General features: G+C 71.3%; 12 protein-coding genes. 7 read left to right on the top strand and 5 right to left on the bottom strand.

What is annotated here, in order from left to right; all coding sequences use genetic code 11:
* Positions 1–85 precede the first annotated feature (85 nt).
* Positions 86–433, bottom strand: a complete 348-nt coding sequence (locus tag K7G59_RS29560; RefSeq protein WP_225839571.1) for a VOC family protein — start codon at positions 431–433, stop codon at positions 86–88.
* 57 nt (positions 434–490) lie between these two features.
* Here K7G59_RS29560 and K7G59_RS29555 point away from each other — a divergent pair, with 57 nt between their 5' ends.
* The 3 genes from K7G59_RS29555 (at position 491) to K7G59_RS29545 (ending at position 2,891) form a co-directional block, all read left to right on the top strand.
* Complete coding sequence (locus tag K7G59_RS29555) at positions 491–988, top strand: MarR family winged helix-turn-helix transcriptional regulator (RefSeq protein ID WP_225839569.1); 498 nt, start codon at positions 491–493, stop codon at positions 986–988.
* The gene (locus tag K7G59_RS29550) at positions 985–1,764 is read left to right on the top strand and encodes a class I SAM-dependent methyltransferase (protein ID WP_225839567.1); all 780 of its coding nucleotides are present in this window, start codon (positions 985–987) and stop codon (positions 1,762–1,764) included. Before K7G59_RS29555 ends, K7G59_RS29550 begins: the two co-directional genes overlap by 4 nt.
* A 662-nt stretch (positions 1,765–2,426) precedes the next feature.
* Positions 2,427–2,891 (top strand): SsgA family sporulation/cell division regulator, encoded by a 465-nt coding sequence (locus tag K7G59_RS29545; protein WP_225839566.1) that lies wholly within the window; start codon positions 2,427–2,429, stop codon positions 2,889–2,891.
* Positions 2,892–3,106: 215 nt separating this feature from the next.
* Here the strand turns inward: K7G59_RS29545 and K7G59_RS29540 are convergent, their stop codons facing one another.
* Positions 3,107–4,750 carry a DUF6351 family protein gene (locus K7G59_RS29540; RefSeq protein ID WP_225839564.1) on the bottom strand — a complete coding sequence of 548 codons (1,644 nt, stop codon included), beginning with the start codon at positions 4,748–4,750 and terminating at the stop codon, positions 3,107–3,109.
* 790 nt (positions 4,751–5,540) lie between these two features.
* On the opposite strand from K7G59_RS29540, the gene K7G59_RS29530 reads away from it, so the two are divergent.
* The 3 genes from K7G59_RS29530 to K7G59_RS29520 all read left to right on the top strand — a co-directional run bounded on the left by K7G59_RS29530 (position 5,541) and on the right by K7G59_RS29520 (position 9,549).
* Entirely contained in the window at positions 5,541–7,175 is a 1,635-nt protein-coding gene (locus K7G59_RS29530) for an ABC-F family ATP-binding cassette domain-containing protein (RefSeq protein WP_225839563.1), read from the top strand.
* 79 nt (positions 7,176–7,254) lie between these two features.
* Positions 7,255–8,874: an ABC-F family ATP-binding cassette domain-containing protein gene (locus K7G59_RS29525; protein ID WP_225839561.1), complete on the top strand. Its 1,620-nt coding sequence runs from the start codon at positions 7,255–7,257 to the stop codon at positions 8,872–8,874.
* A 111-nt stretch (positions 8,875–8,985) separates the two neighbouring features.
* Positions 8,986–9,549, top strand: a complete 564-nt coding sequence (locus K7G59_RS29520; RefSeq protein WP_225839559.1) for an ABATE domain-containing protein — start codon at positions 8,986–8,988, stop codon at positions 9,547–9,549.
* Between the two features lie 244 nt (positions 9,550–9,793).
* On the opposite strand, the gene K7G59_RS29515 is transcribed toward K7G59_RS29520, so the two are convergent.
* The 3 genes from K7G59_RS29515 to K7G59_RS29505 form a co-directional block, all read right to left on the bottom strand.
* On the bottom strand, positions 9,794–9,988 hold the full coding sequence (locus K7G59_RS29515) for a hypothetical protein (protein ID WP_225839557.1): 195 nt from the start codon (positions 9,986–9,988) through the stop codon (positions 9,794–9,796).
* Between the two features lie 109 nt (positions 9,989–10,097).
* A complete protein-coding gene (locus K7G59_RS29510) occupies positions 10,098–11,540 on the bottom strand; it encodes an aldehyde dehydrogenase (protein ID WP_225839555.1) in 1,443 nt (480 codons plus the stop codon).
* Between the two features lie 32 nt (positions 11,541–11,572).
* A complete protein-coding gene (locus tag K7G59_RS29505; protein ID WP_225839552.1) occupies positions 11,573–12,649 on the bottom strand; it encodes an alpha/beta fold hydrolase in 1,077 nt (358 codons plus the stop codon).
* 469 nt (positions 12,650–13,118) lie between these two features.
* Between K7G59_RS29505 and K7G59_RS29500 the strand changes: the two genes are divergently transcribed.
* A complete protein-coding gene (locus K7G59_RS29500) occupies positions 13,119–13,964 on the top strand; it encodes an alpha/beta fold hydrolase (protein ID WP_225839550.1) in 846 nt (281 codons plus the stop codon).
* The last annotated feature ends 437 nt before the right edge of the window (positions 13,965–14,401 follow it).

The raw sequence follows: 14,401 nt of genomic DNA, 5'->3' as shown, positions 1-14,401 counted from the left end.
GGCGGTCCCGCCGGGACATCACGCGTCGGGCGACGCACCGCATCCGTCCCGCTCGCCCCGGGTCGCCGTGTGCGAGCGGGACGGCTCACGATCGGCAGATGCAGAACTCGTTGCCTTCGGGGTCCTGCCACACCTGCCACAGGTTCTCGCGGAGGCCGCCCTGAGCGCTGGCGCCGAGTTCGGCGGCCCGTGCAGTGGCGGCGGTGAAGTCGTCGGCGACCAGGTCGAGATGGACGCGGTTCTTGCCGGTCTTGGGTTCGGCGACTCGTTGCAGGGCCAGCTGCGGGCCCAGACTGATCCAGTCGTCCTCCCGGCGGGTGATGTCCAGACCGAGCAGGCTGCTCCAAAAGCGAGCGAGGAGGTCGAGGTCGGTCGCATCGATGACGACTCCGCTCACGTCAATGCCCGTACCGCCCTGCCGGCGTACCCTCATGCTCCCGCTCCGTATCATCCGGGTTTACTTGCTTGGGCAAGCAGATAGTATCGCCGCATGAACGCGCCGCCCGTCCCCGATGCCCTGCCCGCCGACGACGAGCAGGACGACCGCTGGTGCATGGCCGTACGTCTGCTGGGCCGGGTGGAAAAACACCTGGACGAAACGCTTCAGCGGCGGCACGGGCTGCCGTTGTCGGAGTACCGCGCGCTGTGCGCGCTGGCCCGGCCGGACAGCGGGCCGGCATTGCGTATGGGGGAACTGGCGGACCGTATCGGTCTCAAGGACAGCACCGTCACCCGGCTGGTCGCCCGGTTGGAGAGCCAGGACCTGGCCGTGCGGGCCGCCGCCCCCTCGGACGGGCGGGCGGTGGCCGCGAGCATCACCGAGGCCGGCCGACGGCGCTACGCCGAGGCGACGCCGACCTACCGGGCCGCGCTCGGCGCCGCCCTGGACGCCTCGCTCACCAACGTCTATCTCGCCGACCTCGCCGCCTGGGTCCTGTCCGGACAGTCGACGGCAAGCGGCGACCGCACCGAAGGGACACAGCCGTGACCACCGCCGCGGAACACTACGAGCGCCTGCTCGCCGAGCACTACACCTGGATGCTCGGCGGCGACATCGAGGCTGCGGCCTCCGGACAGGCCGCACTGCTGGCGGATGCGGGCCTGCCGGTCGGCACCGGCGAGGGCGGCGGGGACATTGCGGTCGATCTCGGCTGCGGCCCCGGCCCGCAGACTCTGGCGCTGGCCCGCCACGGCTATGCCCGGGTGATCGCCGTGGACACCAGCACCCGGCTGCTCGACGAACTCACCGCACACGCCGCCGACGCGGGCCTCGCCGGAACAATCCGGCCGGTGCACGGCGACATCCGCCAGGCGCTTCCCCAGGTGCTGGACGCCGCGAAGGCCGCCGTGATCGTGTGCATGGGCGACACCCTCCCTCACCTGCCCTCCAAAGCGGACGTCTCCCGGCTTCTGCACGACGTCGCCACCGCCCTTCGCCCCGGCGGCCGGTTCCTCGCCACCTACCGCGACCTGTCGCGGGAAGTGCAGGGCACCGACCGCTTCATCCCCGTGCGCGGCACCGACGACCGGCTGCTCACCTGTTTCCTCGACTACACCGACGACGACACCGTGCAGGTCCACGACCTGCTGCACCTTCGTGGCGCGGACGGTGGCTGGGAACTGCGCACCAGCAGCTACCCGAAGCTCAGGCTCGACCCGACCTGGTTGGCGAACCAGTGCCGCGAGGCCGGCCTGGACGTCCGGCACGCGGCCCCCGGGCCGCGGGGACTGCACATCCTGCACGCCACCAAACCGGACAGCTGAACGGCCAGTCCGGCGCAGGCCGACGCCTCGGCCGGCCAGGGCCTCGCCGTTGTCCGATCCGACGAGACCGGGGTCCTGGTGAGGACGGGACCCCTGGACGAGGGCCGGATCGCCGAGAACGCGCCGGCCTGAAAGTCGGGTGCTCCGGGCGGCCCCGCGTCCCTGTCACTCTGCCTGCCCGCACTTCGCCCGACCGTGCCGGGCCTCATGGTCCGATCCGAGCCCGGTCCCTGTGCCGTGAGCGCATCACGCTCGATGAGGGCATGAGGTCACCGCGCCGGACGGTTCCACGGTTCGACCACTGTGCATACGTGCGGGGACCGCTGGTCACCCGAACGCGAGTGACAGAGCCCCCCGCAGCACTGTCGCCGCAAGGCGTGGCGCGGCCCGCGCGACGTGGGATGACTGGTACGCGGCTCTGGAGACAAGGGTTCGCTGTTGACTTAGGTCATGTTGACTTACGTCATGTTCCGCGCGGCGCCGGGCTTCGGTGGCGGAATTTCCCCTTCTGCTCGCGCACGTGTGGCGCGGCGATATCAGACACGCTGACAACCCCTTTCGCCCACTGTCTTCTTCGACCGTCAAGTGACCGATGTGCGCGTCTGGACCCCTGCCGAAGAGTTGTCGGCGCAGGCTTCGTCCTACGGAGGGGAACTCCCGTCATGCATTCTGATCAGCCGCAGCTGCCGGTGTGTTCGGTTCGCGAGCAGGTGCCGTCGCTGTGTCTGGAACTGGTCCAGATGCTCGATGAATTCACCCGGCTGCCGATGCGGGCCACGTTCCGTTTCGACGTGGCCGTGCCCGCGGTGGTCACGGTCGAGTTTCTCGCGGAGCGTGGCCCGAGTCTCGTGTGGCGTATCGGCCGTGAGCTGCTCCACGGCGGTCTGACATCGATGAGCGGCAACGGCGAGATACGGATGTGGCCGACGCTGCCCGGCGAGCGGCCGTCTTCCTGGCTGCTCCTGGAGTCACCGGAGACGGAGGCTCTGTTCGAGGTGCCGACGGCGCCGTTGGCCGAGTGGCTCGAGGCCACGTATCGGGTCGTCCCGGCCGAGGCGGAGCTGGATGATCTGAACTGGGACGGTTTCCTCATGGATCTGCTCGACGGGCCGACGGCGTCCGGGTGACTTGCCCATCGGTTCATCACCCGTCAGGGTGGTGACGCCTGGGGGTCATTGCGCGCCTGCAGCGGTATACGGGTGATGGGGGCACCTCAGACGCCGCGCGGAATGCTCCGTCGGCGTGCCGCGGTGCCCGACGACCGCCCGCCGTCGGACGAACGTCCCGGCTCGCGACGAAAGGGCGCGGGCCGGGACGGGGCGGGGGGCTGCCAGGGGTTCGGTCAGTGGTGGTCCGGGGACACGCAGTGGAAGCTGGAGGCGGAGGTCGGGTCGCCGTGGCCGTCGTAGCGGGACACCTGCGGATAGCTGCACAGGTTGCGGGTGATCTGTCCGCCGGAGGCGTTGCGCAGGGCAGCGGGCAGGGTCCGGGGTGCCTTGCCGTGTTCCACCCAGGTCCTCAGCGCACCGAGGTCGTCGACGGCAGCGCCGCTGCCGTTGTTGAGGCCGCAGTGCGGCGTGCCCGGGGCGAGGAAGAGGCGGTAGAAGCCGTCGACCTTCTTGGCGCCGCCCATCTTCCGCTCGACCTGCTCGCGGTACTCCACGGTGCCCTGGGTGGGGATGTACTGGTCGGCCTGGCCGTGCCAGGTCAGGAGCTTGCCACCGGAGTTGCGGAAGGCGGACAGGTCGGGGTCGTCGGTGCCGATGATGCGGTCGTACTCGGCCTGGGACTGCTTGAACAACTGGGTGAACTGGCTGTAGGTGATGGTGGAGACGTCGAAGGACGGCTGCTTCTTGAGCCACGTGGCGATCCAGGCGGCGGGCACGGGGAACGGCGCTCCCTTGACGTTGCCCTCGGCGTCGGGCTCGGTGGTGCCGGCCAGGCCGGGCAGGGCGGCGCCGACCGGGACGCCGGACCACAGCTTCCGGCCGGACGTGGTGCGCGGGCCGTCCCAGATCTTGCCCACCACGGCCGCGTCGGCCGCCGTGATGGTCAACTCCCGGCCTGCGCACAGCACCTTGGTGCCGATCAGGCTGCGCGGGTCGAAGCCGCACCGCTCGGGGGCGTCGATCAGGCCGTCCTCGGCGCCGTCGAGCGGGTCGCAGGCCTTGACGGCGGCGTTCGTGAAGGCGTCCAGCTCGCAGGGGGTCGGATAGGTCTTCTCCTGGTTCATGACCACCTGCGGCCACAGGGTGGCAACCTCGAACTCGTCCCAGTTGACGGCGGGCGCGTTGGCCAGGATGCCGTCGTAGTCCTCGGGATAGCGCTGGGCCTCCATGTAGCCCTGGCGTCCGCCGGTGGAGCAGCCGTTGAAGTACGCATAGGAAGCGGGCCTGCCGTAGAAGCGGCCGATGACCTCCTTGGCGATCAACGCCGCCTCGTGCTCGGAGCGACTGGCGAAGTTCTTCAGCAGCGCCGCATTGACCTGGCCGTCGCTGTTCAGGGCCCAACCGGTGTCGAGGTAGGTGCTGACGCCGGCGTCTGTGGTCGCGGCGGCGTAGCCGTTCTTGACCGCGTTGGCCAGGTCCTTGCCGTAGTCGCCGGCGGCGTAGGCGCTGCCGCCGATCGTCTGCAGCCGGCCGTTCCAGCCCTGCAGGGGCAGCCATATCCGGACCTTGGCGTGGTCACCCGCTCCCGGGTGGGTCAGCGTGACCGTCACATCGCAGAACGCCGGGACGTCGTCGACGTGGTTTCCGGGCAGCGGCCAGACCGCGGGCACGTCCACGGTGCCCGCCGCGTGCCGTACCGCCGTCACGTTCGCCACCATGGTGCCGGCCGGCGCCTTGACGGATGGCGGGGAGCACGTGGGCGCGGTGGAGGCGAAGGCGGGGCCACGCTGCGGCTGCGCGGACGCTGTCGGCAGGTACACCGCCGCCGTCATCAGCGGTACGCCGGTCGCGAGGACAGTCAGAAGTCGTCGTCTCATGGTGTTTCCCCAATCAAGGAGTACGTGTCAGGTCATGAACGAAATCGCGCTGGTGCGGGAGAGGCGGGGCGGCAGTTCCACGAACCGCATCAGCAGGCCGGTGAAGGGCATCACCAGCAGGGCGCCTGCGAGGTAGCCCGTGTAGGTCTTCTGGCTCGCGTTGAACTCGCCGGCCGGACGGGCCTCGGGCGGTGGCGCGCCGGCGGGCGGCGTTCAGCCGCTGCCCGGGGTGAGCCGCGCAGCGGTTGAGTCTGCGCACGACCATGTGCCAGGCGGTGCTGAAGCGGCGGACGCGCCCGGGGAATCCAGGCTGCCTCGCCGTGCCGGTGCTCCGCGCCGTCGAGTCACCCGTCGACGGCGGCTCGCCGTGCCGGCGCTCCCCTCAGCCGCTCGTTTCGACGTTCCTCCTGCCATGGTCGCTGCGCTCCTTCACCCGAACGTGTGAACACGGCCGGCCATCGCCCAAGTCGTCACCGGTTTAACTGGTGACGATGCTGGCATGGGTGTGATCGGGCTGTCAACACGTCTGTCGGGTGCGGCGGGCCCACGGGGGCAGAGGGGGCAAGTGAGTGCGCCCGGCGGCCTGTTAAGCTGCCCGTGACGTAGACCGTGTATCGAGGAGTCGCAGACGTGGTGGGTGACGACGACATCTCCGGGTGAGATCCGGATCTGACGGCCACCGGACGCGCTGAAGAAGCGCCGCCGAAGTGGCCGGTTCGTCGTACCCCCTTTCCCCCCGTCTGCCCGGGGCGGAGCTGTCTTCGCCCCCAGCCCTCTCAAGGTCGCTTCCATGTCTGACGCCACCATCGTCTGCTCGAACCTGTCGTTCGCCTGGCCCGACGACACCCCGGTCTTCCACGACCTGTCCTTCACCGTGACCACTGGCCGCACGGGCCTGGTCGCCCCCAACGGCTCCGGCAAGAGCACCCTGCTCAAGCTGATCGCCGGCCAACTGCGGCCCGTCACCGGCTCGGTGTCCGTCAGTGGCACGCTCGGCTATCTGCCGCAGAGCCTCCCCCTGACCGGTGACGTCACTGTCGCCGAGGTGCTCGGCGTCGCCGCGGTGATCCGTGCCCTGGACGCCGTCGAGTCCGGGGACGTGAGTGAGGAGCACTTCACCACCATCGGCGACGACTGGGACATCGAGGAGCGCACCCGCGCCCAGCTCGACCGTCTCGGGCTGGCCGGCCTCGCCCTGGACCGCAGCCTGAGCACGCTCAGCGGCGGCCAGGCCGTCTCGCTCGGCCTCGCCGCACAACTGCTCAAGCGCCCGGACGTCCTGCTCCTCGACGAACCGACCAACAACCTCGACCGGGACGCCCGGCACAAGCTGTACGACGTGCTGACGGACTTCAAGGGCCTGTTGCTGCTGGTCGCCCACGACCGCGCCCTGCTCGACCGCATGGACAGCATCGCCGAGCTCGGCGGCGAACAACTGCGTTTCCACGGCGGCAACTTCACCGCGTACGAGCAGATCGTGCGCGCCGAGCAGGAGGTCGCCGAGAAGAACGTCCGCAACGCCGAGCAGGAGCTGAAGCGGGAGAAAAGGGAGCTGCAGCAGGCCCGCGAACGCGCCGAGCGCCGCGCGAGCAACGCCGCCCGCAACCTCAAGAACGCCGGGCTGCCGCGCATCTTCGCCGGCAACATGAAGCGCGGCGCGCAGGAGTCCGCGGGCCGGGCCGGCCAGATGCACGCCTCCCGGGTCGGCGAGGCCAAGGCCCGCCTCGACGAGGCCGGGCGCGCGTTGCGCGAGGAGCAGCGCATCACCCTGGACCTGCCCGACACCCAGGTGCCCGCCGGACGTAACCTCTTCCTCGGCGAGGGGATGCGGGTCCGGCACGACGGGAAGGACCTGTTCACCGAGGACGGCGTCGACCTCTCCGTACGCGGACCCGAGCGCATCGCACTGACCGGGCCCAACGGCGCCGGCAAGACCACCCTGCTGCGGCTGATCACCGGCGAACTGGTTCCGGCCGGCGGGGAGATCAGGCGCGGCGACGGCCGCATCGCCTATCTCTCGCAGCGCCTGGACCTGCTGGACCTGGACCGCACCGTGGCGGAGAACTTCGCCGCGTTCGCGCCCGAGCGGCCCGAGGCGGAGCGGATGAACCTGCTCGCGCGCTTCCTGTTCCGCGGTCCCCGGGCGCACCTGCCCGTCGGCGTGCTCTCCGGCGGCGAACGGCTGCGTGCCACCCTGGCCTGCGTGCTGTGCGCTGAACCGGCCCCGCAGCTGCTGCTGCTCGACGAGCCGACCAACAACCTCGACCTGGTCAGCGTGGGCCAGCTGGAGAGCGCGCTCAACTCCTACCGGGGCGCGTTCATGGTGGTCAGCCACGACGAGCGGTTCCTCGCGGAGATCAGGGTGAACCGCTGGCTCCGGCTGGCCGACGGAACGCTCGAGACGACGGGAGTCCCCGCGGTGTGAGCCGCCGGCGTGTGCAGCGGCCCGTGTCCGAGGCCCCGTGCCCGGCGGGCGGACCACCGATCACCTTGGAGGGTTCCCTGTGCCCCATCCCGCTCTGCTCGCCCATGACCTCGTCCGCAACCTGGACGGGCGCCGCGTCCTCGACGGCGTGTCCCTGACCGCGTCACCCGGCCACCGCATCGGCCTGATCGGGGAGAACGGCGCCGGCAAGTCCACCCTGCTGCGCGTGCTGGCCGGTGTGGACGAACCCGACGCCGGCAGCGTCTCGCGCCCGGCCGACCTCGGCTTCCTGCACCAGGAGATGCCCTTCGACACCGAGTCCACCATCGCCGCGGTGCTGGACGAGGCGCTGCGCGAGGCCCGCGAGGACCTCGAACAGCTCGAACGGCTCAGCGAGGAACTGGCCCGGGTCCCGGAGGACGACCCGGGCCACCCCGACCTGCTCGACGCTTACGGCAGGCGGCTGGAGCAGGCGCAGGACCGGGAGTCCTGGGACGCCGACCGCCGGGCGGCCCTGGTGCTGGGAGGGCTGGGTCTCGACGCGCTCGCCCCCGACCGGACGCTCGGCTCGCTGTCCGGCGGGCAGCGCGGCCGGCTGGCCCTGGCGGCCCTTCTCGTCCGGCGGCCGTCGGCGCTGCTGCTCGACGAGCCGACCAACCACCTCGACGACGGCGCTGCCGCCTTCCTGGAGGAGCAACTGCGCGGCCTGCCCGGGGCCGTGGTCGTCGCCAGCCACGACCGGGCGTTCCTCGACGCCGTGTGCACCGACCTGATCGACCTCGATCCGGCGGTGGACGGCCCGGTCCGCTACGGCGGCAACTACAGCGCCTACGTGAGCGAGAAGCGCGCCGAACGGGAGCGCTGGGAGCGCCGGTACGCCGAGGAGCAGGAGGAACTGGAGGAGCTGAGGCACGCGGCGAGGGTGACCGCGCACCGGGTCGCACCGGACCGGGGGCCGCGCGACAACGAGAAGATGGGCTACGGCCACCGTTCGGGCCGCGTGCAGAGCCAGGTCTCCCGCCGGGTGCGCAACGCGAGCCGGCGGCTCGAGGAGCTGGAGCGCACCCGGGTTGCCGAGCCGCCGCCCCCGCTGCGGTTCGCGGCGCCACAGCTGGCTGCGCGGGCGCAGGACGGCCCGGGCCCCGTGGTCTCCCTCCGGGACGTACGGGTGCCGGGGCGGCTCGCGCTCTCCGGCCTGGACGTGTCGGCGGCCGAGCGGCTGCTGGTCACCGGGGGCAACGGGGCGGGCAAGTCGACCCTGCTTGCGGTGCTCGCCGGACGCCTTGTGGCCGAGGGTGAGGTACGCAGGCGGCGCGGGCTGACGGTGGGGCTGCTCACCCAGGACACCGTGTTCGACCGGCCCGACCGCACGGTCCGGGCCACGTACGCGCTGGCGCTGGGACCGGAGCGGTCCGAGAGGGTGCCGCTGGTCAGCCTCGGTCTGCTGGCCGAGGCGGAGCTGGACAAGCCGGTCGGGCAGGTGTCGGTGGGGCAGCGCCGCCGGCTGGCGCTGGCCCTGCTGATGGCCCGGCCGCCCCAGTTGCTGCTGCTCGACGAGCCCACGAACCACCTCTCGCCGCGTCTGTGCGACGAGTTGGAGGCGGCGCTGGGCAGCGGCCCCGGCGCGATCGTGGTAGCGAGCCACGACCGCTGGCTGCGTCGCCGGTGGCAGGGCCGTCAGCTGCGGCTGGAGGCGTGACAGGGGCAGCGGGAGGGCGGGGCGACGGTCCGTCCGGTTGAGCTGCGACGGCGCCGGCTGCAGCAGCGACGAGTCTTGCGTCTGATTGCAGTCACCTGTCAAGATGGTGATGTGAATCTTGACCACGTCTTCGTGTGCGGGCACCCGGTGCTCGACTTCGCGGCCACGCTGCGCGCCCGGCGCTCGATCCGGTTCGAGATGTTCGTGACGCCGGACCGGCTCACCGCCTGGTACCTGGAGTCCGGGCTCGTGGACACGATCATGCCCGGCGAGGAGAGCGACGTCCGGGAGGCGATCGCGGTGCGCGAGGCCGTCTACCGGCTCATCACCAACCGCCGCCTCGGCGAGGAATTCGACCGGGAGGCCCTCGCGGTGGTCAACGCCGCCGCGCGCCAGGTCCCGGCGACGCCCCAGCTCACCCTGGCGGGCCGGCACACCGACGCGACGCCCGCACAGGCCCTGGCCACCGTCGCCCGGCAGGCCGTCGAACTCCTCAGCGGCCCGGACGTCCCGCTGCTGAAGGAGTGCGGCAACCCCGAGTGCACGCGCGTCTACATCGACCGCTCGCGGGGCATGCGGCGGCAGTGGTGCGGCATGGAGTCCTGCGGCAACAAGATCAAGGCGGCGGCCTACCGGGCCCGCAAGAAGACGGCGCCCGTCGCGGCCGGAAGCTGACCCGGCGGCGACAGGTGTGCCCGTCTGACGGGCCATGCGTCCGGCCACGTCCGCGGATAGTCCCCGGTACGGGCGCCATGCGCACCACCGCCCACATCGAGGAGTGCGCGAACCAGGCTTGCGCGGCCCCGCCCCGGCTGTCCGGGCGGGCGCCGCATCCGGCGTCACGGGAAGCAGCGCTCCCTCACGTGCGCCGTGGTGAGGCCCGGCCGGGACCGGGGAGGCGGGGCAAGCCGAGGGCTGTCTACAGCCCCAGATCCAGGGCGAGGCACGAGTAGTGCTTCCACGAGCCCTCGGGGTCGTACGAGGCACCGATCCTGCCCGGCGCGGCCTCCACCTCTTCGGTCATGTCCTCGAAGTGAACGCGCTCGGGGAGCCTGCCGTAGCGTGCGTGCCGCGCCGCTGCCGCGGCGGCGTCCGCCGCGAGTTCCTCGTTCATGGCCCGTACTCCATTCGTAGATCTGCCGGCACCCCCGACCCGTCACCCGTCACGAGAGTGACGGTCGAGGAGGTGTGCACACGTGTGGCGCCGGATGGGCCGACGGCCGTCAGATGGTGATGGTCTTGTACTCGGTGTAGGTCCCGAGGCCCACCGCGCCGTACTCGCGGCCGATGCCGCTGGCCTTGAAGCCGCCGAACGGGCCGTCGAAGGCGACCGGAGCGCCGTTGACCGTGACGGTCCCGGTGCGGATGCGGCGGGCGATCTCCAGGGCGTGCTCCTCGTCGGAGGACCAGACGCCGCCGGACAGGCCGTACGGGGAGTCGTTGGCGATCCGCACGGCTTCGTCCTCGTCGTCGTACGCGATGACGACCAGGACCGGGCCGAAGATCTCCTCCTGCGCGATGCGCATCGAGTTGTCGACGTCGGCGAAGACGGTGGGGGTGACGTAGTTGCCCTTCTCCAGGCCGTCGGGGATCTGCGGGCCGCCCGTGACCAGGCGGGCTCCCTCCTCGATGCCGAGCTGGATGTAGGTGCGCACCCGCTGCTGCTGGTCGGGCCGGATCATGGGGCCGATGAAGGTGCCGGGGTCGTTCGGGTCGCCCACCTTCAAGGACTCGACCAGTTCCTTCAGCGCCGCGACGACCTCCTCGTACCGGCTGCGCGGCGCGAGGATCCTGGTCTGCGCGATGCACGACTCGCCGTTGTTGAGCAGGGAGCCGAACTTCAGGCCCGCGACGGCCTCGTCGACGTCGGCGTCCGGCAGGATGACGGCGGCGGACTTGCCGCCCAGCTCCAGGCTGACCCGCTTGAGCTGCTTCCCCGCGATCGAGGCGATGCGGCGGCCGGCCCGGGTCGAGCCGGTGAAGGCGATCTTGTCGACCTCCGGGTGCGACACCAGGTACTCGCTGGTCTCCCGGTCCGCGGGCAGGACGCTGACGACACCCTCGGGCAGGCCGACGCGCTCGAGCAGCTCGGCCAGGAAGCCCATGCTCAGCGAGTTCTCCGGAGACACCTTGAGGACCACCGAGTTGCCGGCGACCAGCGCCGGGATGATCTTCGAAGTGGCCGAGGAGAAGGGCGAGTTCCACGGGATCACGGCCGCAACCACACCGACCGCCTCACGGCGCACCACGCTGCGGACCGGTGACGCCGGGTCGGAGGGCGCCGACGTCTCCTCCCAGGCGAACTCCTCCGCAGCCTTCAGGTAGGCGTTCGCCTGCCGGGTCAGGCCCGGCTGCCCCGCGCGGGTGAACCAGAGGGCCGAGCCGTTCTCCGACGAGATCAGATGTGCGACCTTTTCCGCGTTCTCCTCGCGCAGCGCGTTGAACCGCCGCAGGAGCGCGATCCGCTGCGCCGGCGGGGTGCCGCGCCACACTCCGGTGTCGAACGAGGCCCGTGCCGCGGCCACCGCGCGGTCCACATCCGCCGGCCGCGCCTGGGCGGCCCGGCCGATCACCGACTGGTCGTGCGGCGAGGCGAGGTCGAGGAGCGCCGGGTCGCTCGGATCCGCCCAGGAGCCCCCGATGAAAAGCCGGTCGTAGACGATCATGCGTTTGTCTCCTTCGGTTCGCCGGCGCACCATCAGAGGCGGTCGGCGTCGACGACGGCCTGCGCGAAGGCGGTCGGCGCCTCCTGCGGCAGGTTGTGGCCGATGTTCACGACGGCGCGGTGCTCATAGGGGCCCGTGAAGTGGTCCCGGTAGGCGGAGCCGTCACCGGCCGGGGTGAAGGGATCGAGGGTCGGGTCGAGGGTGATCGCGGGGACGCGGACGGGCGGCTGGGCGGCAAGCTGCGCCTCGTAGCGGCTGTAACGGTGGTCCCCCTCGATCAGGCCGATGCGCCAGCGGTAGTTGTACAGGACGATGGCCGCGTAGTCGGGGTTCTTGAAGGCCTGGGCGGTGCGCTGGAAGGTGGCGTCGTCGAAGTCCCAGTTGGGCGAGACGAGCGTCCACACGTAGCGGCACAGGGCGATGCGTTCGTCGACGTTCTCCATCGCCTTCTTGCCGCGCTCGGTGGCGAAGTACCACTGGTACCACCAGTTGTGCTCGACGGCCGCGGCGGCGGGCTCCAGCTGCGCCTTGCGGTTGGTGATGAGGTAGCCGCCGGTCGAGACAAGGGCCTTGACGCGTTCGGGCCACAGGGCCGCGATGATGTCGGCGGTGCGCGAGCCCCAGTCGAACCCGGCGAGCACCGCCTTGTCGATCTTGAGGGCGTCCATCAGGGCGATGATGTCGAGCGCGATGGCGGACTGCTCGGCGGTGCGAGGGGTGCCGGGGGACAGGAAACGTGTGCTGCCGTGGCCGCGCAGATAGGGAACGATGACGCGGTAGCCCAGGTCGGCGAGGAGCGGGGCGACGTCGACGTAGCTGTGGATGTCGTAGGGCCAGCCGTGCAGGCACAGTACGACCGGGCCATGGGCGGGCCCGGCCTCGGCGTAACCGATGTCGAGGACGCCGGCCCTGACCTGCTTGAGCGTGCGGAACGCGGTGTGGGCGCCGGGGGCGACGGCGGGCACGGCGGGGACGGGTGTGCCGCCCGGTGTGTGCTCGGCCGGCGCGCCGCCCGCGGCGGCCGCGGTTGACCGCAGGCCGGCCAGAGAGACCGTGGCCGCGCCGGTGCCCAGGCCGACGGCCTTGGTGAACGTACGCCTGTTGATCATGAGAAACCCTCCGTCGCGTGTTTCCGGTGACCGGCCCGCGGCCGGGAGACCTCCCGTCCACACCCTCGGATGCGAGGTCACCGCGACCTGCGGCACTCCGACCCTCACACATGGCGTCGTCACCTGTCAAACCGGTTACGATAAGAGTGGCCCTTGAGTTGCGTAGCGATGGACGGCGACGCCTTTCGTGATCCACCCCCGCATCGCACACTCTCCCTCGCCGCAGCGCTGGGCGCATCAGTCGTATGACGTAATAACCCAGTTGGCGGCATCAGGGGGGCGGCGTCGCGGGCTCGAGTCGTCCGAGCGGGGTGACGCCGCCCGGAGTGGGAGGAGCTTCTGTTTTCGTCACCATCTTGACAGGTGACGAATGTGCGTGGTGACATTCGTTGCCGGTCAGGGCGGTGACGAATGTGACTCGCCCCACCGACGAAACGGCTGGAAACCGAAAACGTGGAAGGGACTTGTCGTGGTGAACACCAAGGGTGGACGCGAGCGGCGGATGACGGGTGTGGTCGCAACGGTCACGGCGGGGCTCGCGCTCAGCGCGTTCGCCCTCAGCGGCACCGCTGACGGCGCTCCCAGCACCGCCGGCGGACACGCCAGGCCGACCGTCGTCCTGGAGCACGGCGCCTTCGCCGACGGCTCCAGCTGGAACGGCGTCATCGCCGAACTTCGCGCCGACGGCTACCCGGTCGTCGCCGCCGCCAATCCGCTGCGCGGTCCCGCCGCCGACGCCGCCGCCCTGCGCACCGTCCTCGACCACGTCAAGGGGCCCAAGATCCTCGTCGGCCACTCCTACGGCGGCAACGTCATCAGCGAGGCCGCCACCGGCGACCCCCAGGTCAAGGCCCTCGTCTATGTCGCCGCGTTCCTCCCGGCACCGGGGGAGACCGCCCTGGAGCTCACCGACAAGTACCCCGGCTCCACCCTCCCCGAGGCCCTCGATCCGGTCACCTACCAGCAGGCCGACGGCACCACCGCCACCGACCTGTACATCCAGCTGGACAAGTTCCGCCACCAGTTCGCCGCCGACGTCCCCGCCGGCCAGGCCGCGCTCATGGCAGCCGCGCAGCGCCCCATCGCCCAGTCCGCACTGGAGGAGAAGGCCACCGGCGCGGCCTGGAAGACCAAGCCCTCCTGGGACATCGTCACCACCCGCGACCTCAACATCCCCGCCGCCGTCCAGCGCTTCATGGCGAAGCGCGCCCACGCCCGCACCACCGAGGTGGCGGCCTCCCACTCGGTCGCCGTCTCCCACCCCCGCCTCGTCGCCGACGTCATCGAGCGGGCCGCCCGCGCCACCGCCGGCTGACCGCGGGGACGAGGCGGCTTGACCTCACCCCATCACCCCGTGCCCTGAGGAGTTCCTCGGGGCGCGCCGGGCCCAGCTGACGCCGCACGACTGCGGGCTGCCCCGACGACCGGATCCGTACACGGAGTCAGCGGGCCGCGGCGCGACGACGTCGCCCGACTCGCCGGGATCAGCGTGTCGCAAGCCGCCTGAGATCGCCGAGGTCCCGCGGTCGCTCCCTCTGCACGGCCTGGCCTCCGGGGCCTTCGTGCCGGCGACGGAACGGTTCCTCGGCGGCTCCACCGGCTGGAACACGCGCGAGCGCGCTCCAGCGAAAAGCAGCTCCCCACTCCGCGCACGACCGCGCCGGCACGACCGCGCTGAACCCGTACTGCCCGCCGTACGACACCTCCTCGAGAAGCCGAGCCCCGCGCGGGCGGCGGACGGTTCGTCGTCGC

This window comes from Streptomyces sp. NK08204, from assembly GCF_020400585.1.
Taxonomy (GTDB): domain Bacteria; phylum Actinomycetota; class Actinomycetes; order Streptomycetales; family Streptomycetaceae; genus Streptomyces.
The sequence above is the reverse complement of the archived record's forward strand: the minus strand, read 5'-3'. Positions and strand labels throughout refer to the sequence as shown.

Coding starts and splice junctions, on each gene's coding strand:
- K7G59_RS29530 (WP_225839563.1), top strand. CDS start 5,541: ATGTCTGACGCCACCATCGTCTGCTCGAACCTGTCGTTCGCCTGGCCC.
- K7G59_RS29540 (WP_225839564.1), bottom strand. CDS start 4,750: ATGAGACGACGACTTCTGACTGTCCTCGCGACCGGCGTACCGCTGATG.
- K7G59_RS29560 (WP_225839571.1), bottom strand. CDS start 433: ATGAGGGTACGCCGGCAGGGCGGTACGGGCATTGACGTGAGCGGAGTC.
- K7G59_RS29505 (WP_225839552.1), bottom strand. CDS start 12,649: ATGATCAACAGGCGTACGTTCACCAAGGCCGTCGGCCTGGGCACCGGC.
- K7G59_RS29510 (WP_225839555.1), bottom strand. CDS start 11,540: ATGATCGTCTACGACCGGCTTTTCATCGGGGGCTCCTGGGCGGATCCG.
- K7G59_RS29545 (WP_225839566.1), top strand. CDS start 2,427: ATGCATTCTGATCAGCCGCAGCTGCCGGTGTGTTCGGTTCGCGAGCAG.
- K7G59_RS29515 (WP_225839557.1), bottom strand. CDS start 9,988: ATGAACGAGGAACTCGCGGCGGACGCCGCCGCGGCAGCGGCGCGGCAC.
- K7G59_RS29555 (WP_225839569.1), top strand. CDS start 491: ATGAACGCGCCGCCCGTCCCCGATGCCCTGCCCGCCGACGACGAGCAG.